Genomic DNA, 25,958 nt, shown 5'->3' with positions numbered 1-25,958 from the left:
GATTGTTTTCATCAGATGACGTACTCCCGCTGGCCGGGTCTCCCCATGCCGATCAGGTACGCATCCTCTCCTTGCCGCGATGAAAACGCATCCTTGCAGCCGATGTCCAGCCAATTCAGCGCGACGAGCACTTGCCCGATCGCCCCGCCCAGCGTTTCGCCCGGACCCAGCAGCACGATCCGTTCCGGCGCGAACTCGCGGATGGCCACGGTCATCGCGGTGGTGAAGTCATAGGGCGCGAGGATCTGGTGCCCGAAGGTGTAATCCCACAGGCTTTCCCCATCGCTTTCGAAGCGCCGCCAGATCCGGCCGCGCCCATCGATCAGCGGCACGTCCGGACGGCCGAACCAGGTGGCCGGCAGACTTGCCCGCGCCGCGTTGGCGCTTTCCGCCATCAGCGGCGTGTGGAACGGGCCGTGGCCGGCCAGCCGCAAGGGTGGACGCGATAGCTCCGGCAGGTCCTTTTCCAGCGCATCGAGCGCGGCCTTGCTTCCCGCCACCACCAGCATCCCGCCGAGATGGATCGAGGGCAGCACGCCATGGCGCGCCATCGCCGCGTCCACCGCCCGACGCAGCGCGGGATCGACGCGCCAGTCCTCGCCCGCCAGCACCAGCACCGCCTGCCCGCCGGGAGCGTGCTTCTGCGAATTGACGCCCATGGCATCGGCGATGGCAAAGCCGTGCTCGCCCGAGACCGCGCCCGCGCAGGCCAGCGCGGTGTACCAGCCCATCGAATTGCCGGTCACCGCCACCACCTCGAACCGGTCGCGATCGATGCTGAGGAAGTCGAGGTACGACGCGGCATAGATCAATGGCGCCGCGATATCGCCGCGCGTGTGGAGCGACGGGCTGAACTTCGCCGCGCCGTCCAGTTCGCTCAGCGTCGGCGCGCCATGGCGCGCGCGCAGGGCATCGAACGCGGCGAGTTCCGCCCGGCCGCCATGGTGCCGCGCCAGATAACCCAGCTCCGGCGCGTTGTAAGTGCCCCGCCCCGGACAGACGACAAGGATGGACTGCTTAGCCACGCGCCATCTCCAGCGCCTTGGCCACGATCATGTCGCGGCTCGGCAGCGTATGCGTCGCCGCGCGGGCCAGTGGGATGAAGCTGTCGGTCGCCGCGATCCGCGCCGCCGGCTGGCCGCCCGCGCGTTCGGCGAACAGCGCCATCAGCGCTTCGCTCTGCGATCCGGTCTCGCGGCATTCGTCGACGATCAGCACCTTGCCGCAGGGCGCGACCGCTTCGAGCAGCGCATCCTCCGCCAGCGGCGCGATCCAGCGCAGATCGATCACCCGCACCGCAACGCCCTTCTCCGCCAGCAGCTTCTGCGCCTGCAGCGAGAGATAAACGCCGTTGCCATACGTCACCACGGCAAGATCAGTACCGTCGCCATGTACGCCGATTTCGCCGAGCCGCACCGCACCCTCGCTCGGCGCCTGATAGACGCTTGTCCACAGGCCATCGCCCTCGGCATGAAGATCGCGCGTCATGTAGAGCGCGATCGGCTCCACGAACACCACCACGCGCTGTTCCTCGTGTGCCAGCCGCACGCATTCGCGCAGCATCGCCACGGCATCGCGCCCGTTCGACGGCACCGCCAGCACCACGCCGGGAATGTCGCGGAACACGGCCAGCGAGTTGTCGTTGTGGAAGTGGCCGCCGAAACCCTTCTGGTAGGGCAGCCCGGCGATCCGCACGACCATAGGGTTGGTGTATTGCCCGTTCGAGAAGAACGAGAGCGTGGCCGCCTCGCCCCGGATCTGGTCCTCGGCATTGTGGACATAGGCCAGGAACTGGATTTCCGGCATCGGCAGCAGGCCGTTGTGCGCCGCGCCAATGGCAAGGCCCAGGATCGCCTGTTCGTCCAGCAGCGTGTTGATCACGCGCGCCGAACCGAAGCGCTGATGCAGCTTGGCCGTGCAGTTATAGACGCCGCCCTTCGGCCCCACGTCCTCACCGCAGACGATGGCGTTGGGATATTGCAGCAGCAGGTCCGCCATCGCCCACGACAGCAGGCGCGCCATGTGCTGCGGCTTCTCCATCTGCGCGGCATCGTCGGCGAACAGCGCCGCGCGAGCCTCCGCCGCCGGAACGGGATGCTCCCCGCCTTCGCGCTTGGGCGGCACGATGCTGGCCATCACTTCGGCCGCATCCTTCAGCTTGGGCCGCCGGATCGCCAGTTCCACCTGCCGCAGCAACGATGCCTCGATCGCGTCGTATTCACGCCGCACGTCGGCGGCGGTCATCACGCCTTCCTCGATCAGCAGGGCCGCGCTCGACAGCAACGGATCACGCTCCTCGTCACGCCGGATATCGTCCTTGGACAGATAGACAAGCTGCACGTCGTTGCCGGCATGGCCATAGAGCCGCACCGTGCGCATGTGCAGGAATACCGGCTTGCGATGGCGGCGGGCATAATCGACCGCCTCGCGCGCACCGCGCCAGGCATCGACCAGATCGCTGCCGTCGCACTGGATATAATGTAGCCCGGCGCGTCCGGAAAAGTTCGCCTCGATCCACCCCTGCGGCGTGCGCGTGGAAATACCGATGCCGTTGTCCTCGCAGAGGAACACCAGCGGCAGCGGCGTGCCCTGGAACGCGGCCCAGGCGGCGGTGTTGATCGCCCCTTGCGCGGTGGAATGGTTGGCCGATGCATCGCCGAAGCTGCACAGCACCACGCCATCCTGCGCCAGCGGTGTGTCCTCCAGCCCCATCCGGCGGGCGATACCGATGGAAAAGGCCGCGCCAACCGCCTTGGGCAGATGGCTGGCGATCGTGCTGGTCTGCGGCGGAATGGCCAGCCGCTTCGATCCCAGCACCTTGTGCCGCCCGCCCGAGATCGGGTCTTCCGCCGAGGCGGTGAACGACAGCAGCATGTCCCACGCCGGGTTCTCGCCCGGCACGCGCCCGGCGCGGTGGATCTGGAATGCCGCATCGCGATAGTGGAGGAACGCTATATCGTCGGTGCGCAACGCCTCGGCCAGCGTGGCGTTGCCTTCGTGTCCGGACGATCCGATGGTGTAGAACCCCTCGCCCCGCGCCTGCAGCTTGCGCGAAAGCCGGTCGAGCTGACGGCTGAGCATCTGGCTGTGGAGCAGCGCGGCGGCGCGTTCGGGCGCCAGCCCCACGTCGGCCAATCCCAGGTTGGAACGCCGCCGCAGCCCGCCGCCATCGAGCGCGGCAAGGAACTGCTGGTGGACCTGCTCGGCGGCGTCCATCAGCGCCACCTGGTTTCAAATGCGATCATTTCCCTTGCGTAGCGCAAGGAAAATCGGGCGTCACCCCCCTATCGCGACACATGCAATGCGCGATAGCCAAGCGCGGGATCATCGGTGAAGAACCCATCCAGACCGGTTTGCAGATAGCGCCGGATCTCGCGCACGCTGCCTTCCGGATTGCGCGCCTTCGCATCGCCGCTATCACGGAAATCGCCTGCGATGAACGTGTTCTCCGGCCGGAACGTCCACGTGCCCACGAGCAGGCCGGCCTTGTGCGCGTCCTCCACCAGCGACGTCGGTGCCGCCAACCGGCCATCGGCGCCGAGCGGGATGATCCGCCGCGTGGCCGGGGCCACCCAGTCGGCATAGCCGGCGATCTCCGCCAGCCCCGCCGGCGTCAGCATCGCACCATAGGTCAGCGCGCCATCCACCGCCGCCACGTCGGCCGGACGCTGTGCATCGTCATCGATCAACTGCATCAACTGGACGTTGGCCATGCCCGCCAGCATCGTGCGCAGCCGCTTGAGATTGGCGATTTCGAACGACTGGACGATCATCGGCATCGTGGCCAGCACCCGGCTGGCTCTCACCCGCGCCAGAAACAGGTCCTCCACCGGCAGGCCAATGCCGTTGAAATAGGTCGAATGCTTGATCTCGGGAATGATCCCGATCGTTCGTCCGCGCGCCGCCGCTTCGGCCGCGACGAAATCGATCACCTCCTCGAAGGTGACGATCTGAAACTGCCCGTCGTACCCCATGCTTTCCGGCCGCAGCGCGCCGAGCCGCTCCTTCGCCCGCAGCGTCTTCAATTCGGCCAGGGTGAAATCCTCGGTGAACCAGCCTTCCAGCTTCTCGCCGTCGATCACTTTCACTGCCCTGCGCGCGGCGAATGCGGGATGCGCGGCGACGTCGGTGGTTTCGGCGATGTTGTTCTCGTGCCGGGCCACCAGCACGCCGTCCTTCGTGGCGACAAGGTCCGGCTCGATGAAATCGGCCCCGTCGGCGATCGCTTTCGCGTAGGAGGCCAGCGTATGTTCCGGCCGCAGCGCCGAACAGCCGCGATGCGCCAGGAGCAGCGGCTTCGCGGGACGCTGACGCGCGTTGGCCAGAGCAGAGCCCCCGCCCAGCACGGCTACACCCATTCCCGCTACCATCGCCATTATGCTCCGCCGCGAAAATCCCATCGTCATGGCCGTCTCCTCATTCCAGAGACCGCGCTAGGATCGCCACACGACAGCCATGTGACAAGCGCCTACAGCAGCGATACGATCTCGACCGCCGGCAGCACCGCCTGCGCGCCGGGCTGTTCGGCCCAGTGGCGCGCGTTGAGCACGCCGCCGTCCGCGCGCAAGTCTGCCACGCGCGCGGTATCGATCTCGGCGAAAACCCAGCCGGGCGCGTTCTCCGTGCCGATCGCCAGCACGCCATCGGCCGGCATGCCCCGGTCGGGCGGGCCATAGACCGCCGCCGCGCCGCGATTGACGTCGACCGCCGGGGACCACGCCGCCTCGCCCACCGTGGGCGATTGCACGGTGTAGCACTGCCCTTCCAGCGCCCGCGCCTGGGCACCGATCCGCACGCGCCAGTATCCGTGCAGCGAATCCGTGCACGAGGGGACGAGGATAACCTCCGCCCCCGCTTCCACCAACGCCCGAGCCAACAGCGGAAATTCGCTGTCATAGCAGATGTTTACCGCAAGTCTGCCAAGCGCCGTCTCGAACAGTTTGAGGCCCGTGCCCGCCGCGATGCCCCATTGTTCGTGCTCGAAGCGGGTCATCACCAGCTTGTCCTGCACGCCTATCCGCCCGTTCGGCGCGAACAGCCGCGCTGCGTTGCGGAAGCGCCCGTCGGCATCCTTGCGCGGTGCGCTGGCGGCCAGGATGTGCATCCCGTGCCGCGCGGCCAGGTCGGCATGGAACGCATCGACGCGCGGCAACAGCGCCGAAACCGTCTCGATCGATCCCGCCAGATCGCCCATCGTCGCCGGATCGAGCGACGCGAGTTCCATCGCGCCATATTCGGGAAACACCGCCAGCGCCGCGCCTCCCTCCGCTGCCTGCGCCACCCATTGCGCGACTTTGGCGGCATAGGCGTCCCAGTCGACAAGCCGGTCGATCGGATACTGCGCCGCCGCGACGCGCCAGTTCACCATTGCCGCAACCAGTACTGCATGGGTTTCACGCTTTCCCCGTCCTCGCCATGTTCCTTCCAGCCGAGGCCGGTTACCAGCCCTTCGATCGGCGCATAGCCGCGCTTCGTCCAGAACGCATCGAGCGGAGTATAGCCCGTCGGCCGTGCCGGATGGTCGCCGGGGCGGATCACCGCCGCGAAGCAGGCCGCGTCCGCGCCGCAGTGCCGCGCCTGCGCCTCGCGATGGTCGAAGAAGGCGTGGCCAATGCCGTGGCCCCGGTATGCGGGCAGCAGCACGCTTTCGCCGAAGTAGAACAGCCGCGCCACATCCAGTCCGCGCGCCTCGAACGGGGCACGGAACTCCTCCTTCTGGTGCAGCATCGGCGCCGCCGTGGCCGCGCCGACCACGCGATCCCCGTCGAACGCAGCGACCAGCACCGCATCGGGCGCGGCGGCATATTCGCGCAGGTATTCCGCCTCATAAGCCGCGTCGCCGTCATAGAGATAGGGCCAGGCCGCGAAGACGCGGATGCGCAGCTCGGCGAGATCGCCCAGCACGACGGCGATCTCCTCCCCGGTCAGCGGGCGGACGGCGATTCCGCTCCGTGCGCGGTCGGCGGCAGCCATCAACCGACCACTTGCGCCGTCCAGTCGGCCAGATTGTAATACATAGTCAGCCGCGTGATCCGGCCATCTGCGATGGTGAGGAAAGCGCCCGCCGGCAGGACATAGGTCTGCCCGTCGGCTTCGGGCAGTCCCTCGTCCGTTGTCAGGTATTCGCCATGCACCACGAATTCCGCCGCCGCGCGCGTACCGTCCTCGTTCGCCATCAGCACGATGTCTTCCAGTCGCTCGCGATAGCAGCGTTCCATGTGTGCGATGAAGGCGCGGAACTTGTCCTTGCCCACCTGCCGTTCGCCCTGGTTGATGTCGTGCGCCACGTCATCGGACAGGCACGCCAGCATCCCCTCCCAGTCCCCGGCGTTGAACGCGCCATAATAGGTTTCGAGAAGGGCAAGCGTTGCGGCACGGCTCATCGGCGGGTCTCCTTTGCGGCCCTGCCTAGCCAATCCGCCGTTCGGGGACCAGAGCCGCGCCAGGAAAGGTTTGCTGCACGGGTGCAACAATCGGCCGCCGCGCGCCGGTCAAAAGGACGTTGCGGACCGCGCCGTGCGCGGCCACAACCGGCGTCCTACGCAACGCCCTGTTCCGGACCGGAGAACCCGATGCGCGCTCGTCTTCTCGCCCTGACCGCCCCAATCGCCATGGCCGCTGCCATCGCTCCCGCCTCGCTGCTGGCGCAGGACGCTCCAAAGCCTGCCACCATTGCCGTGGATGGCGCGCCGCCGGTGCCGATGGCGGTGGTCGATGCCACGCGACCCTACATGGAATACCGCACCGCCGCTTTCCTTGACTGGAACCCGACCACGCGCGGCATGCTGATCTCTACCCGCTTCGCCAGCGTGCCGCAGTTGCACACCGTGGCCGGCCCCGGCATGGCGCGCCAGCAGATCAGCTTCGAAGCGGAGCCGCTGGCCGGCTGGTACGCGCCGAACGACGGCACGCTGGTGGTGCGCAAGGACAAGGGCGGAGACGAATTCTTCCAGCTCTACACGCTGAAGAACGGCCGCCTGACGCTGCTGACCGATGGCAAGAGCCGCAACGAATTCCAGGCCTTCAGCCATGACGGGCAATGGATCGCGTACAGTTCCACGCGCCGCAACGGCGTCGATTCCGATCTCTACGTGGTGAACCCGCGCAATCCCGCGACCAATCGCTTGGTCGCGCAGGTCAAGGGCGGCGGCTGGTCGGTCGCCGGCTTCTCGCCCGACGGCAAGGGCGCGGTGGTGCGCGAATACATCTCGATCCAGAAGAGCAACCTGTGGTGGCTGGATATTGCCAGCGGCAAGCTCACCCCGATCGGCGACCATGCCAAGCCGATCTCCTACGCCGCTGCCGATTTCGCAGCGGATGGCACGCTGTGGGTGACGAGCGACGAGGGATCGGACTACCAGCGGCTGGGCACGCTCGATCCCCGGACCGGCAAGTTCTCGCCACGCGCGCCCGACGCAAAAGGAGATGTCGAGGAATTCTCGATCGCGGACGATGGCAGCTTCATCGCCTATGCCGTCAACGAAACCGGAATCTCGAAGTTGCGCCTGCTGGACCCGAAAACCGGCACCGTCCGCGATGTCACCGCGCTGCCGGCGGGCGTGATCTCCACGCTCAAGGTCGCGCCATGGGGCACGGTGGGGCTGACGCTGTCCTCCGCCAAGGTGCCGGCGGACGCCTTCGCCGTCGATCCGAAGACGCTGGCGGCCACGCGCTGGACCACCAGCGAGACCGGCGGCCTCGATCCTGCCGCCAACGTCGATCCCGAACTGGTGCAGGTAAAGAGCTTCGATGGCGAGACCGTCACCGGCTTCCTCTACCGCCCCGATCCCGCGAAGTTCCCGGGCAAGAGGCCGCTGATCGTGAACATCCACGGCGGGCCGGAAGGACAGACCACGCCCGGCTTCAAGGGGCGGGTCAACTACCTCATCAACGAACTGGGCATCGCGGTGTTCTATCCCAATGTGCGCGGATCGTCGGGCTTCGGCAAGCGCTTCGTCGGGTTGGACAACGGCCCGTTCCGGCGCGAGGATTCGGTGAAGGACATCGGCCCGCTGCTCGACCGGCTTCAGTCCGATCCGGCGATCGATCCGGCGCGGATGGCGGTCACCGGCGGCTCCTATGGCGGCTACATGTGCTATGCCTCCGCGATCCGCTATGGCGACCGGCTGAAGGCGGCGGACTGCATCGTCGCGATCAGCAACTTCGTCACCTTCCTCGAAAACACGCAGGGCTATCGCCGCGATCTGCGCCGCGCCGAATATGGCGACGAGCGCGATCCGAAGCAGCGCGCACAACTGACCGCGATCTCCCCGCTGACCAGCGTGGACCGCCTGACCATTCCCCTGATGGTGGTGACCGGCGCCAACGATCCGCGCGTTCCCAAGAGCGAGGCTGACCAGATGGTGGCCGCCGTGCGCGCCAAGGGCCGCCCGGCCTGGCACATCGTGGGGCTCAACGAAGGCCACGGCTTCGCCAAGAAGGAGAACGCCGACTACCAGTTCTGGACGGAGATCGGCTTCTGGAAGGCCAACCTGCTGGGCGAGAAGTAGGGCATTGGCGTCGGGACGGGAGTTTTCCCACCCCCAGCCCCTCCCGCAAGCGGGAGGGGAGCGAGACTTGCGCCGCCATGGGCGGCGTTAGTCGCAGCGGGGTGGGCCTTTCCATGCCCCACCGTCCGCAAACAAAAAGGCCGCGGACACGAAGTCCACGGCCTTTTCAGGGTCAGATCGGCCCGTCGTATGCCCGCGCTTAAGAGGGGGGGCTAGCGCGGGCGCGGACCGATCCTGGGGGATCGGGCTTTAGCCGAACAGCTTGTTGGCGGTTTCGGCTACGCGCTTGCCGAGATAACGCGCTCCATCCAGTTCGGTTCCACTCGGCTGACGGCTTCCGTCGCCGCCGGCAATCGTGGTCGCGCCATAAGGCGCGCCGCCGGTGACTTCATCGTGGCCAAGCTGGCCCTGGAAGCCGTAGTCGAGGCCGACGATCGTCAGACCGAAGTGCAGCAGGTTGGTGATGATCGAGAACAGCGTCGTTTCCTGACCGCCGTGCTGGCTGCCGGTGGACGTGAACGCCGCGCCGACCTTGCCATTCAGCGCGCCGCGCGCCCACAGGCCGCCGGCCTGGTCGAGGAACGCCGCCAGCTGCGAGCTGATGCGGCCGAAGCGAGTGCCCGTGCCGACGATAATCGCGTCGTAGTTTTCGAGTTCGGCCACCGTCGCCACGGGCGCGGTCTGATCGAGCTTGAAATGCGCGCCCTGCGCGATTTCCAGCGGCACGGTTTCGGGAACGCGCTTCACGTCCACGTCCGCGCCGGTCGCACGGGCGCCTTCGGCAATGGCGTTGGCCAGCGTTTCGAGGTGGCCATAGCTGGAATAATAGAGAACCAGGACCTTGCTCATCGTTTTCATCCTTGCTGGTGGCGGGAGCGGCCCCGCTTGAACACGCAGCCCTTATGCCGCGATTCCCGCAATCGAGTCATCCGGATAAACTGGCAGAAACCGTTCCAGAATCTTGAACAACCAGAACGCACCCCGCGCAAGGCACGGGCGATCCGGCACGCAATTGCGCAACTTGCGATTTTCCATTATGGGCGCTGCGACGCCCCGGCTTCCGCGATAGGGTCGCTTTTCGCGACTCACCTCGCCTCGCCGGGGTTTTTGATTTCCCGCGAAGACCAGAAGGCTTCGCACGCTTGAGGAAGACCCGCCCATGTCCCGTCGCCGCCAGATCTACGAAGGCAAGGCCAAGATTCTCTACGAAGGCCCGGAACCCGGCACGCTGATCCAGTATTTCAAGGACGATGCAACCGCGTTCAACGCGCAGAAGCGCGGCACGATCAACGGCAAGGGCGTGATCAACAACCGCATCAGCGAATACGTGTTCACGCGCCTTTCGCACATCGGCATTCCCACGCACTTCATTCGCCGCCTCAACATGCGCGAACAGCTTGTGCGGCAGGTGGAAATCATCCCGATCGAGGTCGTGGTGCGCAACGTGGCCGCCGGTTCGATCAGCAAGCGCCTGGGCCTGCCCGAAGGCGAGCCGCTGCCCCACACCCTGCTGGAATACTACTACAAGGACGATGCGCTGGGTGATCCGCTGATCGCCGAGGAACACATCGCCTGCTTCGGCTGGGCCTCGAACGAGGAAATGCAAGACATTTCCTCGATGGCGATCCGCGTGAACGATTTCCTGGTCGGCATGTTCGCGGCGATCAACATCCGCCTGGTCGATTTCAAGCTCGAATTCGGCCGCATCTGGGACGGCGACTACAGCCGCGTGATCCTGGCGGACGAAATCAGCCCCGACGGCTGCCGTCTGTGGGACATGACCACTGGCGAAAAGCTCGACAAGGACCGCTTCCGCCGCGATCTGGGCGGCGAAGAGGAAGCCTATCAGGAAGTTGCCCGCCGGCTGGGCCTGCTGGAAAGCGACAACGGCCCGAGCGAGGTTTTCGACCTCGGCGCGCACCGCAGCAAGCTGCGCAACAAGAAGTAAGGGTGCTTTGCCCCTTCTCGCGCGGTTGCGCGCGGGAGGGGGATACCTGCCCCGCCATTCCGGCTCGCATCCCTCATTGCCCGTTAAGCCGACTCGCGGCAGGATGAGCGCCGAGATGATGCCGCGTCCTTTCCCGCTCCTGCTGGCCTGCTGTTTGATGCTTGGAGCATCACCGGCGCTGGCCCATTCTGCACGGCAAGGCGCCACCAAGCCCGACTGGCCCTTCCAGCAAAGCGATCTCGCGCCCGACGCCGCCTATCGCTTCGGCAAGCTGCCCAACGGCATGCGCTATGTGATCCGGCGCAACGCCACGCCGGCCGGCACCGCGCTGGTACGCATGGACGTGGCCGCCGGATCGCTAGACGAAGGACCGCAGGAACGCGGCTTCGCCCATTTCGTCGAACACATGGCCTTCAACGGCAGCACCCACGTTCCCGAAGGCGAGATGATCCGCCTGCTCGAACGCAACGGCCTGTCGTTCGGCGCGGACACCAACGCGCAGACTGGGTTCGAGCAGACGCTCTACATGCTCGACCTGCCGCGCGCCGATCCCGCCCTGCTCGACACCGCGCTGATGCTGATGCGCGAGACCGCGAGCGAGCTGACCTTCGCGCCCGAAGCGGTGGCGCGCGAACGCGGCGTGGTGCTGTCGGAACTGCGCGACGGGCAAGGTTACCAGCGCGCCAATCTCGAAGACCAGCTTGCTTTCCTCTACCCCCACGCCACCTACCCCGCGCGCCTGCCGATCGGCACCGTCGCCACGCTCGATGCAGCCACCGCCGAAGCGCTGCGCTCGTTCTGGGCGCGGCACTACGTTCCCGCCAACGCCACGCTGATCGTGATCGGCGATTTCGACGCCGATGCGGTAGAAGCCGCGATCCGAACCCACTTCGCCAGCTGGAAACCCAACCCGGCGCCGCCACGGCCGGACCAGGGCAAGGTCGATCGCGCGCAGAAGGGCCGAACCGAACTCTGGGTCGATCCGGCGCTGTCCGAACGCGTGACTGCCTCGCGCCACGGCCCGTGGCTCGACGAGCCGGACACGATCGCCAGCCGCCGCGTCAATCTGCTGCGCGAGGTCGGCTATGGCGTGATCAACCGGCGCTTCCAGCGGATGAGCCGCAAGGTCGATCCGCCGTTCCGGGGCGCGGGCTTCGGCACCAGCGACGTATTCCGGATCGGGCGCACCACCAATCTGGTGGTAGATACCGTGGACGGCGGCTGGCAGCGCGGCCTTGCCGTGGCGACGACGGCGCTGCGGCAGGCGCTCGACAAGGGCTTCACCCAGCCGGAAATCGACGAACAGGTCGCCAATATCCGCACTGGCATCGAGAACGCGGCGGCCAGCGCAAGTACGCGCGGCAACGGCACGCTAGTGCAGGCCGCGCTGGGCCTGATCCGCGATGAGACGGTGCCGACCGATCCCGCCGGTGCGCTCGCCCGCTTCAACGCCTTCGCCCCGCAGATCACGCCCCGGGCGGTGCTGGCCGCGCTCAAGCGCGAGGCGGTGCCGCTCGACAATCCGCTGATCCGCTTCCAGGGCCGCACCGCGCCCTCGGGCAGTGACAAGGCGGTACGGCAGGCCTGGAACGCCGCGACACGCACGCGCGCCGGCTTACCCGAAACCGGCCCTTCCGGCGCCTTTGCCTATACCGATTTCGGCACGCCGGGCGCGGTCGTCGCCGATACCACGGAGCCCGCCTTCGGCATCCGCGAGATCCGCTTCGCCAACGGCGTGCGCCTCAATCTGAAACGCACCACGCTGGAAACCGATCGCATCCAGGTGCGCCTGTCGATCGACGGGGGCGAGATGCTCGACACCCGCGACAATCCGCTGGCGACCGAGATGATGGCGATGTTCGCCGCCGGGGGCTTGGGCAAGCACAGCCAGGACGATCTCCAGACGCTGCTGGCCGGGCGCTCGGTCGGCGGCGGCATCGCCACCGGGGGCGACACGTTCTATTCGGGCGTCACCACCACGCGGCGCGATCTGGAAGCGCAACTCCAGTACCTTGCCGCGCAAGTCACGGATCCCGGATACCGTCCCGAAGGCGAGGTGCTCTACCGGCAGAACATCGCCAATTTCTTCGCGCGCTACCGCGCCACGCCGTCGGCCGCGCTGGCCAACACGCTGGGCGGGCTGCTTTCGGACGACGATCCGCGCTTCACCCTGCAAGCTCCCGCCGCCTACCAGAAGCTCAGCTTCGCCGATCTGCGCCGCACCGTGTCCGACCGGCTGGCGAACGGCGCGATGGAAATCGCGCTGGTCGGCGATTTCGACGAGGCGCAGGCGATCGCGCTGGTCGCCCGCACGTTCGGCGCCCTGCCCCCGCGCGAACGCGAATTCCGCGGCTGGGATGCCCAACGCCAACGCACCTTCACCACCACGCGCGGGTTGCGCGTGATCCGACACCAGGGGCAGGCGAACCAGGCGATCGTGCGTTATGTGTGGCCCACGCGCGACGACCGCAATCCCGACGAGGCTATGGCTATCGATCTGCTGGACGAGGTGACTGGTATCGAGGTGCTCGACACCGTGCGCGAAAAGCTGGGCAAGTCCTATTCGCCGGGCGCGCAGTCCAGCCTCTCGCACGTCTGGCGCGGATATGGCACCTTCGCGATCCAGGCGTCGGTCGATGTGGCCGACATCGCCGCCACCCGCGCCGCGCTGACCGATACGGTCCGCCAGCTCACCACCGCGCCGGTCGACGCCGACGTGCTCCGCCGCGCCCGCGCGCCAATGCTGGAGCGGATCGACAACGCGCTCAAGACCAATAGCGGCTGGATGGTACTGGCCGAACGCGCGCAGAGCGAGCCGGAGCGCTTCGACCGCTTCCGCAAGGCCAAGGCCCGCCTGGAAGCGCTGACCCCGGCGGACCTGCTGACCGTGGCGCGCCGCTATCTGGCGCTGGACAAGGCGGTGCAGGTGCTGGTCCTGCCCGAAGGCGTGGAAGCGCCGCCGGCGTAAGCTCGCGTCATATCCCGTCGCCCTTTTCTGTCACTGACCGGTCATGCGCCGCGCCTAACGCCCGCGCATCAGGATGTCGCAACAGGAAAGGCCGCCATGATCCGCTTCCGCACGCTCACGCGCTTAACCGCCCTGGCCACCATGGCGCTGGCCCTGCCCGTAGCGGCGCAGACCGGCCAGCCCATCGAAGTCATCCGCACCGCCCCCTCCACCGTCGACGTGCGCTGGACCGGCATCAAGGCGGTTGACCTGTTCCGCGCGGAAACGCCCGACGCCACCATCGCCACCGCTACGCCGGTCTCGGCCAACGATCGCGACGGGCACGAGACCATCACCCTGCCCGCCGTCGCACGCGGCTGGTTCCTGGTACGCGATCGCGCCACGGGCACCGTCACCCGTGCGGTCGAGCGCGTTGTCCCGCTCGAACAGGGGTCCAACTTCCGCGACATCGGCGGCTATCCGGCGGCCGGCGGCAAGACGGTGCGCTGGGGCCTGATCTACCGCGCGGGCGCCACCCCGCTGCTCAGCGACACAGACCTCGCCACGATCGGCACGCTGCGGCTTAGCGCCATGGTGGACCTGCGCTCGGACGAGGAGCGCCAGCTTGCTCCCACCCGGATCGACGGGGTACGCTACACCGCCGTCGGCTACAGCATGAAGCGCCTGATGGCGGCGTCCGGCTCGGTTCCCTCCAACGGCAGCGCGGTCTATCGCGGGATGCCAGTGCTGCTTACCCCGCAGTTGCGGCTGGTGTTCGACCTGCTCAAGCGCCACGAAGGCCCGATCGAATACAACTGCTCCGCCGGGCAGGACCGCACCGGCTTCGTCACCGCGATCGTGCTGTCCGCGCTCGGCACCCCGCGCGAGGTGATCGTGAAGGACTATCTCGCCTCCACCGCGCTGCGCCGTCCCGAATACGAAATGCCCCGGTTCGATCCGGCCGCCTTCCCGGACAATTACGCGGCGAAGCTGTTCTCCTACTACCAGTCGAAACCCGAACTGGCGAAGCCGCAACCGCTGGTGGAAGCGGACGGCACGCCGTTCCTCCTCGCCGCGCTGGATGAAGTGGAAAAGCGCTGGGGGTCTGTCGATGGCTATCTGAAGCAGGAGATCGGCCTGTCGGATGCCGACATCGCCGCGCTGCGCGCCAATTATACAGAATAGATCGAATATTATCATCTCGATGAAAGACAGAGCCCGGGCGGACGTTCACGGCCCGCCGGGGCATCGCGCGTTCCGGCTTGCCGCGATCGGTGCGGCAGAATAGCCACACATTCCCCGCGCTTTGTCTGGCCACCATACAAAGCAATTGGCACGAACACTCCGCACTTGTATGCCTTCCATACAAGTTGGCTGCCGTGAGACAGCCCGCGAGGGATTGAAGGATGCCAGGCAAATCCGCGGCCCAGACCGCAACGGTCACGAACGACGGTTCCTCCGCCAGCCTTTTCGGCGAAATCGGCGCGCGTCTCGGCTATCAATTGCACGCGACCGACGTTCTCGCGATGGACGTCATCCGTGGAATGCTGGCCGAACTGGGCCTGACCGCCACGCGCGCCACCGCGCTCGCCTACATTCGCGCCCATCCGGGATGCCGGCAGGCCGACCTCGGCCGCGCGCTCAGCATCAATCGGGCCAGCGCGATGGAAGTCGTCAACGCGCTCACCGCGCTGGGCGCGGTCGCGCCGCGCCAGCAAGGCGTTTCTCGACGCGCGGGTATCAACCTGACCCTGCGAGGCGAGGCGCTCTACGAGGAATTTCGCAAGGCATCGCTGCGCACCGACGAAATCTCGTTCGGCTGCCTGAGCGAAGCCGAGCAGGAAACGCTGCGCGGCCTGCTCGAAAGGGTGCGCTCCAGCACCGTTGATTTCATCACACGCTCCAACACCAAAGAGGGGATCTGACAATGCGCAAGGTCGCATGGAAACTGATGACGGGCGCGGCGCTTCTCGCCACGCCGTTCGCCGCACAGGCACAAACCGCGCAGGCATCGGGCGAAGGCCAGTCGGCCGAAGCCGCATCCGATGTCGGCAACAACGACATCATCGTCACCGCGCGCCGCACCAACGAGCGCCTGCAGGACGTGCCCGTCGCCGTGACGGCGTTCGGCAGCGATGCGCTCGCCGCCCGCAATGTGGATACGCTCGACCAGGTCGCGCGCTTCACACCCAACATCCGCTTCGATGGCGCCGCCGCGCTTTCGGGCGGCAACTACAACGCCACCGTCTTCATCCGCGGCGTGGGCCAGAACGACTTCGCCATCTTCTCCGATCCGGGCGTCGGTTTCTATGTCGACGACGTTTACTACGCCCGCTCGATCGGCGGCGTGATGGACGCGGTGGACATCGCCTCGGTGCAGGTGCTGCGTGGCCCGCAGGGCACGCTGTTCGGCAAGAACACCATCGGCGGCGCCGTGGTCATCACTACCGCGCGTCCGAAGCTCGACGTGTTCGAAGGCAAGCTCGAAGCGACCTACGGCAGCTTCGATCGCATCGACGTGAAGGGCGCGGTCAACATCCCGCTGGTCGAAGGCAAGGTGGCGCTGCGCCTCTCGGGCGCGACGCTCAACCGCGATGGCTATGTGAAGCGGCTCTATGACGGCGGCACGCAGGGCAACCGCAACGCCCAGATGGTGCGTGGCACGCTGCGCCTCGCTCCGACCGAAACGCTGACGATCGACATCGGCGCGGACTACACCCGTGCGCGTGAAAACTCGGCGCCTTCGGATCTGCTGGCGGTGGCTAACGTGCCTGGCATCACCGGCACGCCGTTCCTCACCAACTACAACCGCTTCGTCGCGCCCACGCTGGGCATCACCGCGCCGAACGGCCAGAAGACGCTGAACGCGAGCTACATCACCGCCAGCCCCTTCGAAACCTGGGCCGGTGGCCCGAACCGCAACGATCTGGACCTGTGGGGCACGCAGGGCACCGTGGCGCTGGAACTCGGCCAGGTCACGCTGAAGTCGATCACCGCCTACCGCGACATGAAGGCCTACTTCACGCGCGATGGCGACAACACTCCGTTCACGTTCCGCCAGACCACCAACCGCGACAAGCAGTGGCAGTTCAGCCAGGAGCTTCAGGCCAGCGGCAAGGTGCTGGACGACAAGCTGAGCTTCGTCGTCGGCGGCTATTACTTCAAGGAAAAGGGCAGCGACATCGCCACGGCGGACCTCGCCATCGGCCTGTGGCCGCCGCTCGCCGCCACCCCGCCCTATTCGCCGGCGGTGTTCATCCAGAACTATACCAACAACCGCAGCATCGCGTTCTACGGCCAGGCGGATTACGAGATCGTACCCCGCCTGTCGGTCACGGTCGGCGCGCGCTACACCTCGGACAAGAAGGTCTTCACCTCGATCAACGTGCGCCAGCGCGACAACGTGAAGTTCGTGGACGTGACCAAGGAAGCCACGTTCAACAAGTTCACGCCGCGCTTCGGCCTGAACTACAAAGCCACCGACGACATCCTGCTCTACGCCTCGTTCTCGCGCGGGTTCAAGCAGGGCGGGTTCAACGGTCGCCCGCTCGACAGCGCGGCAGAAGTGACCCAGTACGCGCCGGAAACGCTGGATACCTATGAAGGCGGCGTGAAGGCCAAGTGGCTGGACGGCGCGCTGACCACCAACCTCGCGGTGTTCCATTCGCTGTACAAGAACATCCAGCTGACCGTGAACCAGACGCCGCAGAACTTCGTGGCGAACGCGGCTTCGGGCAAGATCGACGGTTTCGAGCTGGAAACCGTGATGCGCCCCGCGAACTGGTTCAGCGCCAACCTGGCGGTGGGCTATACCCACGCCCGCTACACCAGCGTTGGCCAGGGCCTTGGCCCCACGCAGGTGCTGCCGATCACGATCAACAGCAAGTTCGTGAAGACGCCGGAATGGACCGTCTCGGCCGGCGCCGAAGTGAGCCACGGCTTCAGCGACGGGTCCGACGCCCGCCTGCGCGTGGACTACACGATGTACAGCCGCATCTACAACGACGTGGCCAACACGCCGATCATCACGCAGGGGGGCTATGGGCTGCTGAACGCACGCTTCAGCTACACCTTCGCCAACGATGCGCTGACGTTCTCGGCGTTCGGCACCAACCTCACAAACACGCTCTACCTGCTGTCGGGCAACGCCTCTTCCGGTTTCGGCCTGGCCGAAGGCGCCTATGGCCGCCCGCGCGAATGGGGCATCTCGGCCGGATACAAGTTCTGATAGCCTGACGGCTGACTTACGCGGTCACGCCAGAGGTGCGGGTGTCGGCATATTTGCCGGCACCCGTTTTTCTTTGCACGGACGGCGCATGGCCTGTTTCCATGCCCACGCTGCGCCATCCGGACCTTGCCCTTCGCGCTTTGCGGGGGCATAGGCGCGGGCGAGTCCCAATCCCCCCGTTTGATGCGAAAGGCCCGCCGCCGATGAAGGTCCGCGTTTTTGTCAGCCTGAAGAACGGCGTGCTCGATCCGCAGGGCCGCGCGATCCATCACGCGCTGGAAGGCCTCGGCTTCTCGGGCGTCACCGATGTCCGCGCCGGCCGCATGATCGAACTCGAGGTCGATGAAACCGTCACCGACGCGGCGCTCGACGACATGGCGCGCAAGCTGCTCGCCAACATGGTGATCGAGAACTACCGGATCGAAAGGGTCGCCTGATGTCCTTCACGGCCGCCGTCATCACCTTCCCCGGATCGAACTGCGATCGCGATATGGCGGTCGCCATCGAGGAGATCAGCGGCGGCACCGTCCACCGCGTCTGGCATGGCGATGCCGATCTGCCCGAAGGCCTGGATTTCATCGCCCTGCCCGGCGGCTTCTCCTATGGCGACTATCTGCGTTCCGGCGCGATGGCTGCCCGCTCGCCGGTGATGCAGGCGGTGGTCCGCGCCGCCGAACGCGGCGTGGCGGTGCTCGGCGTGTGCAACGGTTTCCAGGTGCTGACCGAAGCCGGCCTGCTGCCCGGCGCGCTGATGCGCAATGCCGGCATCCGCTTCGTCTGCCGTGACGTGGCGCTCAAGGTCGAAACCAGCCAGTCGCTGTTCACCTCCGGCTACGATGCAGGCGAGCGTATTCATATCCCGGTCGCGCATCATGACGGCAATTATTACGCCGATGCCGAAACGCTCGACCGGCTGGAAGGCGAAGGCCGCGTGGCGTTCCGCTATGCCGAACCGGTCAACGGTTCACAGCGCGATATCGCCGGCGTGCTCAACGATCGCGGCAACGTGCTGGGCATGATGCCCCACCCCGAACGCATGATTGAAGCGGCGCAGGGCGGTACCGACGGCCGCGTGCTGTTCGAAAGCGTTGTCCGGGGGCTGGTCACCGCCTGACGGCGCGGGCCGGCTGGCTCAGGCAGCCACATCGCCGCTGCGCTGCGGATATTCGCGCGTGAACAGTGCCCGCGCGTCTTCGGCGGGCATCGGGCGGCCGAAGTAGTAGCCCTGGATCTTCTTGCAGCCGAGCGCGCGGATCACCGCCAGTTGCTCCTCGGTCTCGACGCCTTCGGCCGTGGTCGACATTTCCAGGCTGTCCGCCATGGCCACCACGGCGCGCACGATGGCCAGGCTTTCCGCGTTCTTCCGCGCTGCGCCCTGCACGAAGATGCGATCGACCTTGATTGTCGAGAACCGCATCTGCCGCAGATACCCCAGCGAGGAATAGCCGGTACCGAAGTCATCCAGCGCCACGCCGCAGCCCAGCGCCATGATGCGCTGCAGGGTCGCCTGCGCGGTCGTGCCATCGCGCACGAAGATGCTTTCGGTGACTTCGATCTCCAGCCGGTGCGGCGGCAGCCCGCTGGCGGAAAGCGCGCTGACCACCGTGTCCGCAAAGGCCGGATCGAGCAGTTGTTCGCCCGACACGTTGACCGCGATCTTGATCGGATCGGGCCAGCGCGCCGCTTCGAGGCAGGCCATGCGCAGCACCCATTCGCCGATCGGCACGATCAGCCGCGTGTCCTCGGCCAGCGGAATGAACTTGGCCGGGCTGATCATGCCGTGTTCGGCACTGTTCCACCGCAGCAACGCCTCGAAGCTCACCAGCTGTTCGCTCGTGGCATCGACCACGGGCTGATAAGTCAGGTGCAGTTCGTTGCGTTCCAGCGCGCGCCGCAGCGCGAACTCAAGCTGCCGGCGTTCCTCGGCATGGGCATGAAGCGCGGGTTCGTAGTTGCAATGCACACCCCCGCCGCTGTCCTTGGCCCGGTAGAGCGCCAGATCGGCGTTGCGCATCAGCGTTTCCACGGTCGCCCCGTCGCGCGGCCCGATGGCGGATCCAACGCTTGCCCCCACATAGAGGGTGTGGCTGTCCACCTGATACGGCTGCGACAGCGCATGAATCACCGCCTGGGCGACATGGGCGATGCGATCCGTATCCGATGCGTCGCGCAGGACGATGGCGAATTCGTCGCCGCCCAGCCGGCCGCACAGTTCGTTGTCGGTCATCAGCTTGCGCAACCGTTCGGAAACGAGCGCGAGCAACTGGTCGCCCACCAGATGCCCCAGCGTATCGTTGACGGCCTTGAAACGATCGAGGTCGATCATCAGGAACGCGCAACGCGTGCGCCACTTGTCGGCGTCCGCCATCGCTTCGCCCAGCGTGTCGGTCACCATCATCCGGTTGGGCAGGCCGGTCAGCGTATCGTAGCTGGCGAGATAGGCGATCTTTTCCGAGCTTTCGCGCTGTTCGGTCACGTCCGAACCCACGCCGCGGAAACCGGCGAAACCGCCGTTCTCGTCGACTTTGGGGGATGCCGACAGTTCCCACCACCGATGGCCACCATCGATGGTGACGCGGACGATGAGGTTGGAGAAGCTCTCCCGCCGCTTCAGGCGTTCCGCCAGATCGTGCAGGCTGGAATGGAATTGACCGCTATCCCACGAAGGCCCAGCAATAAGCTGGATCAGGGGCTTGCCATCGGCCTCGTCCGGCTCGCAGCCGAGCGCGAAGGCAAAACGCGGGGATGCGGCGCGGACCCGGCGGGCCGTATCGATCTGCCACAGCCAGTCCGCCCCGCTTTCCTCGAATTCGCGCAGCAGCAGCGAGACGACCTCGCCCTTTTCCGCCATGCCGGCTTCGGCCATGCGCGCGTTGAGGAACGCGCGCGCCGCCTCGATCCGGCCGATGGCCACGATAGTCACGAAAGCCAGCGCCAGTCCGCCATTCACGATCTGTCCGGCCCACACGAAACTGGCAGCGCCGGCAAAGCCCACGATACCGCCAAAAAGCAGCGGGGCCAGCGGCACCGCGGCCAGCGCATAGGCCATGCCGGCGATAATCACCGTCATCACCATCCACAGCGCCAGCCTGTCCACATGCCCAAACAGGGGAAATACAGCCAGCGGCAGCGCCCACACCAATGCCAGCGCCACGATCCACAGCGCGTGGCGGACGATTTCCGGCCTCGTCACGCGGCGGCGATCGGCATCGGCCAGCCCCCGGTCGAGGCGCATGCCCTGAAGCAGCACACCGGCAAGAAGCGCCATCCAGCCAACGATCACGAGGGGCCGCGTTGCCCCGAAACTCACGAAGGCGAGGAACAGGGCCGCCAGCACATTCATGCCGACTTTCAGATGGATACGACGGAACGCGCTGAAATACTGATAGCCGCGCAGCCTTGCCCAGTCGCCTTCGACCGGTTCATCAAGGCCAAGAACGGCCATGACCGGCAGACTGCGCGGCAGTGTCTGGATAGGGAGCGACGACGGCATTTGCACGCCCTCGCCTTACCGCGCAAACCTTGAACAATGGTAAGCGCGGCCCTGGGAAACCAGTCCTATTCGACGGTAACGCTCTTCGCGAGATTGCGCGGCTGGTCGACATCGGTGCCCTTGGCCACCGCGACATGATAGGCCAGCAACTGCACCGGCACCGCATAGACGAGCGGCGCAATGAGCGGATGGACGCGCGGCATCTCGATCGTGGCGAGGCAGCCCTCGCCCGCCTCGGCCAGCCCATCGGCATCGGTTATCAGCACGATCTTGCCGCCCCGCGCCCGCACTTCCTGCATGTTGCTGACGGTCTTCTCGAACAGCGGTCCGCTGGGGGCGAGGACGATCACCGGCACCGCTTCGTCGATCAGCGCGATCGGGCCGTGCTTCATCTCGCCCGAAGCATAGCCTTCGGCGTGGATATAGCTGATTTCTTTGAGTTTTAACGCCCCCTCCAGCGCCAGCGGATAGTCCGGGCCGCGCCCCAGATAGAGCACGTCGCGCGCCGGCGCGATCAGCGGCGCCATCGCCGCGATTTCCTCGTCGTGGCTCAGCGCGGCATTGAGCGCGGCCGGCGCTTCGGCCAGCTGGTTGACGATATCGGCTTCCTCGGCCCGGTCGATCATCCCGCGCTTTGCCGCGAGGTGCGCCGCCAGCGCCGCCAGCACGGCAAGCTGGCACGAGAACGCCTTGGTCGAGGCGACCCCGATCTCCGGACCGGCGTGCGTCGGCAGCAGCAGGTCCGCCTCGCGCGCCATCGAACTGGTCGGCACGTTGACCACCACCGCGATCGTCTGGCCCGCCGCCTTGCAGTGGCGCAGCGCGGCCAGCGTATCCGCCGTCTCGCCCGATTGCGAGATGAACAGCGCCAGCCCGCCCGGCTCCAGCACCGGATCGCGATAGCGGAATTCCGAAGCGACATCGATATCCACCGGCAGGCGCGCGAAGCGTTCGAACCAGTATTTCGCGACCATGCCCGCATAATAGCTGGTGCCGCAGGCGACGATCGTCACGCGGTTGATCTTCGAGAGGTCGAAATCGATCTGCGGCAGCGCGACGGTCTGGTCCACGCGGCGCAGATAGCTGCGCAACGTCTGGGCGACGACGATCGGCTGCTCGAAGATCTCCTTCTGCATGAAGTGGCGGTAGTTGCCCTTCTCGATCGCGGCTGCCGTCGCGCCGGAGGCGACGATCGCGCGTTTCACCGGGGTGTTGTCGACGTCGAAGACCTGCGCGCCATCGCGCGTGATGATGACCCAATCGCCTTCTTCGAGGTAGGATACTTTCTGCGTCAGCGGCGCCAGCGCCAGCGCGTCGGACCCCAGGTAGGTCTCGCCCTCGCCATAGCCCACGACCAGCGGCGAGCCGAGACGCGCGCCGATCAGCATGTCCGGATGCTGACGGAAGGCGATGGCGAGCGCGAACGCCCCGCGCAGTTGCGGCAGCACCGCCCGGACCGCGTCCTGTGGCGACGCCCCCGCCTCGACCTGTTCGGACACGAGATGCGCGACCACTTCGGTATCGGTCTCGCTCTCGAACCGGCGTCCGCGCGCGATCAGCGCCTCGCGCAAGGGACGGAAGTTCTCGATGATGCCGTTGTGGACCAGCGCCACTTCCCCCGTGGCGTGGGGGTGCGCGTTGCTGGTGGTCGGCGCGCCATGCGTGGCCCAGCGGGTGTGGGCGATTCCGATCGTGCCGGGCGCAGGATTGCGCGCCAGCTCGAGCACGAGGTTGTTGAGCTTGCCTTCCGCGCGGCGGCGGACGAGCTGACCGTCGTGCACCGTGCAGACGCCGGCGCTGTCATAGCCGCGATATTCCATCCGCCGCAGGCCATCGACGAGCCGGTCCGCAACTTCATCCTTCCCGACGATTCCGATAATTCCGCACATGGGACGCGACTTTCAACAGAGGGTGTAAGGAACACGGATGCCCGGCATGTTGGCCGGAAAATCCTTGGTATTTCGTGTCACGAGAATAGCGCCATTGACTTGCGCGGTCGCAAGGATGAGCGCGTCGAGCAACTTCATGCGGCTGCGATGGCGGATGTCCGCCGCCGTCGCGGCGATACGCGCATCGATCTCCACCACTTCGAACGGCGCGATGATCTGCTGCATGGTATCGCGCTGTTCGAGCGGTTCGCCGGCGAGAATTTCGGCCCAGACGATCCGGCTGATCCGGTGCCGCTTGTAGCGCGAAAGTTCGGCCACGGCCTGCGGGCGGTCCTTCAGCCAATCGACCAGGATGTTGGTGTCGAAGAACGGATCGGCCACAGATCACACTTGATCATAGGGCGTGCGATCGTCGCGGATCGTCCGCTGGTAATCGACCGCATCGCCGATATCGGCGCGGTCCTTCCAGTACCCCGCCCCCCGCGCGATCCAGTCGCTGCGGCGCGACGCACGGTTCTGCGCCTTGAAGCTCGCCACCGCCTCGCGCAGCACCGACGCGCGCGACTTGCCCTCTTCGGCGGCGCGGGCATCGAGCCACTGGATGTCATCATCGGGAAGATCGGCAAGAATGCGAGTCATCGTGATATACCGATATCATATCATGATATCATTGCAACAGGATTTCCTACCGTTCCGGCCGTGATCCCACTGTGCGCAGCGCCTATCCCTTCTTCTCCGCCTTTTTCTTCTTCATCGCATCGTGGAAGCGATCCGCCCAGCCGGGCTTGATCAGTTGTTCCGCGCGCACCATGCGCAGTTCCCCCGCGGCAACATCGCGGCTGACCGCGCTGCCGGCGGCCACGATCGCATCCGCGCCGATCTTGACCGGCGCGATCAGCGCCGAATTGGAGCCTACAAAGGCGCGTTCGCCGATCACCGTGCGATACTTGAAATAGCCATCGTAATTGCAGGTGATCGTGCCCGCGCCGATGTTGGCCCCCGCCCCCACGTCGGCATCGCCCAGGTAGGTCAAGTGATTAGCCTTGGCCCCTTCGGCCAGATTGGCGTTCTTCACCTCGACGAAATTGCCGACCTTGACCTTCTTCGCCAGGTTCGCGCCGGGGCGCAGCCGCGCGAACGGGCCGATCTGCGCCCCTTCGCCAACGGTCGCGCCTTCCAGGTGGCTGAAGCCATGGATGACCACCTTGTCCGCCACCGCCACGCCGGGGCCGAACCAGACGTTCGGTTCGATCGTCACGTCGCGGCCAATCACGGTGTCCCACGCGAACCATACGGTTTCCGGCGCGACCAGTGTGGCGCCATCGGCCATCGCCCGCGCCCGGCGGCGCTGCTGCCAGCGCGCCTCGGCCTCGGCCAGTTCGCCCCGGCTGTTGATGCCGGCCACCTCGTCCGCGTCGGCCGTTATCACCACCGAGCAGGCGCGGCCATCGGCGATGGCGATGTTGACGATATCGGGCAGGTAGTATTCGCCCTGCGCGTTATTATTGCCCACGCGCGCCAGCAGGCCGAACAGATCCGCCGCGCGCACCGCCATCAGGCCCGAATTGCACACGCGGCTAGCACGCTCCGCCTCGCTCGCGTCCTTGTGCTCGACCATCTTCACGATGCGTCCGTCCTGCGCGATCACGCGCCCGTACTGGAGCGTGTCGGCCGGCTCGAACCCCAGCACGACCACCGCCGGCGCATCGCCCCCATGCAACCGGTCGATCATCGCACGCATGGTTTCCGCGCTGACGAAAGGCACGTCGCCGTAAAGGATCAGTACGTCACCGGAAAAGCCGGAGAGCGCCGCTTCCGCCTGCTGCACGGCGTGGGCGGTGCCAAGCTGCGGGTCCTGCACGGCGATGGCCGCGCGCTCGCCCAGCGCCTGCTCCAGCTGCTCGCGCCCATGCCCCGCCACGACGACGCAACGTTCCGGCGCTAGCGCATCGGCACTGGCAAGCAGGTGCAGCAGCATCGGCCGGCCGGCGATAGGGTGCAGCACCTTGTGCAGATCGCTCTTCATGCGCGTGCCCTTGCCTGCGGCAAGGACGATGATGGCAAGGGGAGAGTCGGGGGCGGCAGGATTCGGTTCGGTCATACCGGGTCATTGCCAGCAAATGCTTGCGCTTTCCAGAACGGTCCGCCACGTGCCCTGCCCATGGCACCATTTCCCTTCGACATCGTCGGCTTCGATCTAGACGGCACGCTGCTGGATACGCTGGGCGATCTCGGCCAAGCGCTCAACCATACGCTTGCCATCGCGGGGCGGCCGACCATTCCGGTGGAAGAAGTGCGCCGCTTCGTCGGCGGTGGCGCAGGCCAGATGCTGCGCGGCGCGCTCGCTGCCAGCGGCGGGGTGGACGAGGCGACTCTACCCGCGCTGCAAGACCAGCTCTATGCCTTCTACGCCGAGAACATCGCCCGCCATTCGCGCCTGTTCCCCGGCGGCGCGGCGATGCTGGACGCGCTGGATGCGCGCGGCGTCCGGATCGCCGTGGCCACCAATAAGAAGGAATCGATGGCGGTCCGGCTGTTCGAGGAACTCGGGATGCTCGATCGCTTCGCCACTGTGATCGGCGGCGACACACTCGGCCCCGGAAGCGCCAAGCCCGCGCCAGACATGCTGCGCGCCATGATCGAACGCTGCGGCGGCGGCCGCGCCGCTTTCGTGGGGGATACCACCTTCGACATCGGCGCGGCGCGCGCAGCAGGAATCCTGGTGGTCGCGGTCGGCTTCGGCTACCACGACCTGCCGCCGCATGAGCTCGGCGCCGACGCGGTGATCGGGCATTTCGACGAACTGGTGCCCACGCTCGAGCGACTCTGAAAGTTCTCGTTTCAGCGCGACAATGACAAACATCGGACTTTCGGGTCTGGTGTCGCGGCGCCGCGCCGCCATATTCAGCGGCAGCCCGATCGCCCTCCGTGCATCCGCGCTTG

The 25,958-nt window shown here is 66.5% G+C and carries 21 protein-coding genes; 9 read left to right on the top strand and 12 right to left on the bottom strand.

Features of this window, described 5'->3' with window-relative positions; all coding sequences use genetic code 11:
* Positions 1 to 11 precede the first annotated feature (11 nt).
* The 6 genes from FA702_RS17605 to FA702_RS17580 form a co-directional block, all read right to left on the bottom strand.
* Positions 12 to 1,025, bottom strand: a complete 1,014-nt coding sequence (locus FA702_RS17605; protein ID WP_136957153.1) for an ACP S-malonyltransferase — start codon at positions 1,023 to 1,025, stop codon at positions 12 to 14.
* Positions 1,018 to 3,216: an alpha-ketoacid dehydrogenase subunit alpha/beta gene (locus tag FA702_RS17600; protein WP_136957152.1), complete on the bottom strand. Its 2,199-nt coding sequence runs from the start codon at positions 3,214 to 3,216 to the stop codon at positions 1,018 to 1,020. Before FA702_RS17600 ends, FA702_RS17605 begins: the two co-directional genes overlap by 8 nt.
* A 68-nt stretch (positions 3,217 to 3,284) precedes the next feature.
* Positions 3,285 to 4,358: a glycerophosphodiester phosphodiesterase gene (locus FA702_RS17595; protein ID WP_255504643.1), complete on the bottom strand. Its 1,074-nt coding sequence runs from the start codon at positions 4,356 to 4,358 to the stop codon at positions 3,285 to 3,287.
* A 110-nt stretch (positions 4,359 to 4,468) separates the two neighbouring features.
* Positions 4,469 to 5,368 carry a carbon-nitrogen hydrolase family protein gene (locus FA702_RS17590; protein ID WP_136957151.1) on the bottom strand — a complete coding sequence of 300 codons (900 nt, stop codon included), beginning with the start codon at positions 5,366 to 5,368 and terminating at the stop codon, positions 4,469 to 4,471.
* Positions 5,362 to 5,973 (bottom strand): GNAT family N-acetyltransferase, encoded by a 612-nt coding sequence (locus FA702_RS17585; protein ID WP_136957150.1) that lies wholly within the window; start codon positions 5,971 to 5,973, stop codon positions 5,362 to 5,364. Before FA702_RS17585 ends, FA702_RS17590 begins: the two co-directional genes overlap by 7 nt.
* The gene (locus FA702_RS17580) at positions 5,973 to 6,383 is read right to left on the bottom strand and encodes a ketosteroid isomerase-related protein (RefSeq protein WP_136957149.1); all 411 of its coding nucleotides are present in this window, start codon (positions 6,381 to 6,383) and stop codon (positions 5,973 to 5,975) included. The genes FA702_RS17585 and FA702_RS17580 overlap by 1 nt, the downstream gene beginning before the upstream one ends.
* 189 nt (positions 6,384 to 6,572) lie before the next feature.
* Between FA702_RS17580 and FA702_RS17575 the strand changes: the two genes are divergently transcribed.
* Positions 6,573 to 8,510, top strand: coding sequence for a prolyl oligopeptidase family serine peptidase (locus FA702_RS17575; RefSeq protein ID WP_136957148.1), 1,938 nt, complete (start codon positions 6,573 to 6,575; stop codon positions 8,508 to 8,510).
* A 249-nt stretch (positions 8,511 to 8,759) separates the two neighbouring features.
* On the opposite strand, the gene wrbA is transcribed toward FA702_RS17575, so the two are convergent.
* Positions 8,760 to 9,359, bottom strand: coding sequence for an NAD(P)H:quinone oxidoreductase (wrbA, locus tag FA702_RS17570; protein ID WP_136957147.1), 600 nt, complete (start codon positions 9,357 to 9,359; stop codon positions 8,760 to 8,762).
* 310 nt (positions 9,360 to 9,669) lie between these two features.
* Here wrbA and purC point away from each other — a divergent pair, with 310 nt between their 5' ends.
* From purC to purQ, 7 genes are all read left to right on the top strand, one after another.
* Complete coding sequence (gene purC, locus FA702_RS17565) at positions 9,670 to 10,458, top strand: phosphoribosylaminoimidazolesuccinocarboxamide synthase (RefSeq protein WP_136957146.1); 789 nt, start codon at positions 9,670 to 9,672, stop codon at positions 10,456 to 10,458.
* A 115-nt stretch (positions 10,459 to 10,573) separates the two neighbouring features.
* Complete coding sequence (locus FA702_RS17560; protein ID WP_136957145.1) at positions 10,574 to 13,426, top strand: pitrilysin family protein; 2,853 nt, start codon at positions 10,574 to 10,576, stop codon at positions 13,424 to 13,426.
* Positions 13,427 to 13,522: 96 nt separating this feature from the next.
* Complete coding sequence (locus tag FA702_RS17555) at positions 13,523 to 14,590, top strand: tyrosine-protein phosphatase (protein WP_136957144.1); 1,068 nt, start codon at positions 13,523 to 13,525, stop codon at positions 14,588 to 14,590.
* A 221-nt stretch (positions 14,591 to 14,811) separates the two neighbouring features.
* Positions 14,812 to 15,330: a MarR family winged helix-turn-helix transcriptional regulator gene (locus FA702_RS17550; protein WP_136957143.1), complete on the top strand. Its 519-nt coding sequence runs from the start codon at positions 14,812 to 14,814 to the stop codon at positions 15,328 to 15,330.
* Positions 15,331 to 15,332: 2 nt separating this feature from the next.
* Positions 15,333 to 17,633, top strand: coding sequence for a TonB-dependent receptor (locus FA702_RS17545; RefSeq protein WP_136957142.1), 2,301 nt, complete (start codon positions 15,333 to 15,335; stop codon positions 17,631 to 17,633).
* Positions 17,634 to 17,836: 203 nt separating this feature from the next.
* Positions 17,837 to 18,070, top strand: coding sequence for a phosphoribosylformylglycinamidine synthase subunit PurS (purS, locus tag FA702_RS17540; protein ID WP_136957141.1), 234 nt, complete (start codon positions 17,837 to 17,839; stop codon positions 18,068 to 18,070).
* A complete protein-coding gene (gene purQ, locus FA702_RS17535; protein ID WP_136957140.1) occupies positions 18,070 to 18,747 on the top strand; it encodes a phosphoribosylformylglycinamidine synthase subunit PurQ in 678 nt (225 codons plus the stop codon). Before purS ends, purQ begins: the two co-directional genes overlap by 1 nt.
* A gap of 18 nt (positions 18,748 to 18,765) precedes the next feature.
* Here the strand turns inward: purQ and FA702_RS17530 are convergent, their stop codons facing one another.
* The 5 genes from FA702_RS17530 to glmU form a co-directional block, all read right to left on the bottom strand.
* Positions 18,766 to 21,126, bottom strand: coding sequence for a bifunctional diguanylate cyclase/phosphodiesterase (locus tag FA702_RS17530; RefSeq protein WP_255504642.1), 2,361 nt, complete (start codon positions 21,124 to 21,126; stop codon positions 18,766 to 18,768).
* Between the two features lie 65 nt (positions 21,127 to 21,191).
* Positions 21,192 to 23,015, bottom strand: coding sequence for a glutamine--fructose-6-phosphate transaminase (isomerizing) (glmS, locus tag FA702_RS17525; protein WP_136957139.1), 1,824 nt, complete (start codon positions 23,013 to 23,015; stop codon positions 21,192 to 21,194).
* A 12-nt stretch (positions 23,016 to 23,027) separates the two neighbouring features.
* Positions 23,028 to 23,396: a type II toxin-antitoxin system VapC family toxin gene (locus FA702_RS17520; protein ID WP_136957138.1), complete on the bottom strand. Its 369-nt coding sequence runs from the start codon at positions 23,394 to 23,396 to the stop codon at positions 23,028 to 23,030.
* Between the two features lie 3 nt (positions 23,397 to 23,399).
* Positions 23,400 to 23,654, bottom strand: coding sequence for a ribbon-helix-helix protein, CopG family (locus FA702_RS17515; RefSeq protein ID WP_136957137.1), 255 nt, complete (start codon positions 23,652 to 23,654; stop codon positions 23,400 to 23,402).
* An 82-nt stretch (positions 23,655 to 23,736) separates the two neighbouring features.
* Positions 23,737 to 25,116 carry a bifunctional UDP-N-acetylglucosamine diphosphorylase/glucosamine-1-phosphate N-acetyltransferase GlmU gene (gene glmU, locus FA702_RS17510; RefSeq protein WP_136957136.1) on the bottom strand — a complete coding sequence of 460 codons (1,380 nt, stop codon included), beginning with the start codon at positions 25,114 to 25,116 and terminating at the stop codon, positions 23,737 to 23,739.
* Positions 25,117 to 25,176: 60 nt separating this feature from the next.
* On the opposite strand from glmU, the gene FA702_RS17505 reads away from it, so the two are divergent.
* On the top strand, positions 25,177 to 25,845 hold the full coding sequence (locus FA702_RS17505; protein WP_136957135.1) for an HAD-IA family hydrolase: 669 nt from the start codon (positions 25,177 to 25,179) through the stop codon (positions 25,843 to 25,845).
* The last annotated feature ends 113 nt before the right edge of the window (positions 25,846 to 25,958 follow it).

The sequence above is a fragment of the Novosphingobium sp. EMRT-2 genome (genome assembly GCF_005145025.1).
Taxonomy (GTDB): domain Bacteria; phylum Pseudomonadota; class Alphaproteobacteria; order Sphingomonadales; family Sphingomonadaceae; genus Novosphingobium.
The sequence above is the reverse complement of the archived record's forward strand: the minus strand, read 5'-3'. Positions and strand labels throughout refer to the sequence as shown.

Bases quoted from the DNA above. Each gene is read 5' to 3' on its own strand.
- FA702_RS17600 (WP_136957152.1), bottom strand. From the start codon at position 3,216: ATGGACGCCGCCGAGCAGGTCCACCAGCAGTTCCTTGCCGCGCTCGAT.
- FA702_RS17595 (WP_255504643.1), bottom strand. From the start codon at position 4,358: ATGGGTGTAGCCGTGCTGGGCGGGGGCTCTGCTCTGGCCAACGCGCGT.
- FA702_RS17590 (WP_136957151.1), bottom strand. From the start codon at position 5,368: ATGGTGAACTGGCGCGTCGCGGCGGCGCAGTATCCGATCGACCGGCTT.
- FA702_RS17585 (WP_136957150.1), bottom strand. From the start codon at position 5,973: ATGGCTGCCGCCGACCGCGCACGGAGCGGAATCGCCGTCCGCCCGCTG.
- FA702_RS17580 (WP_136957149.1), bottom strand. From the start codon at position 6,383: ATGAGCCGTGCCGCAACGCTTGCCCTTCTCGAAACCTATTATGGCGCG.
- FA702_RS17575 (WP_136957148.1), top strand. From the start codon at position 6,573: ATGCGCGCTCGTCTTCTCGCCCTGACCGCCCCAATCGCCATGGCCGCT.
- wrbA (WP_136957147.1), bottom strand. From the start codon at position 9,359: ATGAGCAAGGTCCTGGTTCTCTATTATTCCAGCTATGGCCACCTCGAA.
- purC (WP_136957146.1), top strand. From the start codon at position 9,670: ATGTCCCGTCGCCGCCAGATCTACGAAGGCAAGGCCAAGATTCTCTAC.
- FA702_RS17560 (WP_136957145.1), top strand. From the start codon at position 10,574: ATGATGCCGCGTCCTTTCCCGCTCCTGCTGGCCTGCTGTTTGATGCTT.
- FA702_RS17555 (WP_136957144.1), top strand. From the start codon at position 13,523: ATGATCCGCTTCCGCACGCTCACGCGCTTAACCGCCCTGGCCACCATG.
- FA702_RS17550 (WP_136957143.1), top strand. From the start codon at position 14,812: ATGCCAGGCAAATCCGCGGCCCAGACCGCAACGGTCACGAACGACGGT.
- FA702_RS17545 (WP_136957142.1), top strand. From the start codon at position 15,333: ATGCGCAAGGTCGCATGGAAACTGATGACGGGCGCGGCGCTTCTCGCC.
- purS (WP_136957141.1), top strand. From the start codon at position 17,837: ATGAAGGTCCGCGTTTTTGTCAGCCTGAAGAACGGCGTGCTCGATCCG.
- purQ (WP_136957140.1), top strand. From the start codon at position 18,070: ATGTCCTTCACGGCCGCCGTCATCACCTTCCCCGGATCGAACTGCGAT.
- FA702_RS17530 (WP_255504642.1), bottom strand. From the start codon at position 21,126: ATGCCGTCGTCGCTCCCTATCCAGACACTGCCGCGCAGTCTGCCGGTC.
- glmS (WP_136957139.1), bottom strand. From the start codon at position 23,015: ATGTGCGGAATTATCGGAATCGTCGGGAAGGATGAAGTTGCGGACCGG.
- FA702_RS17515 (WP_136957137.1), bottom strand. From the start codon at position 23,654: ATGACTCGCATTCTTGCCGATCTTCCCGATGATGACATCCAGTGGCTC.
- glmU (WP_136957136.1), bottom strand. From the start codon at position 25,116: ATGACCGAACCGAATCCTGCCGCCCCCGACTCTCCCCTTGCCATCATC.
- FA702_RS17505 (WP_136957135.1), top strand. From the start codon at position 25,177: ATGGCACCATTTCCCTTCGACATCGTCGGCTTCGATCTAGACGGCACG.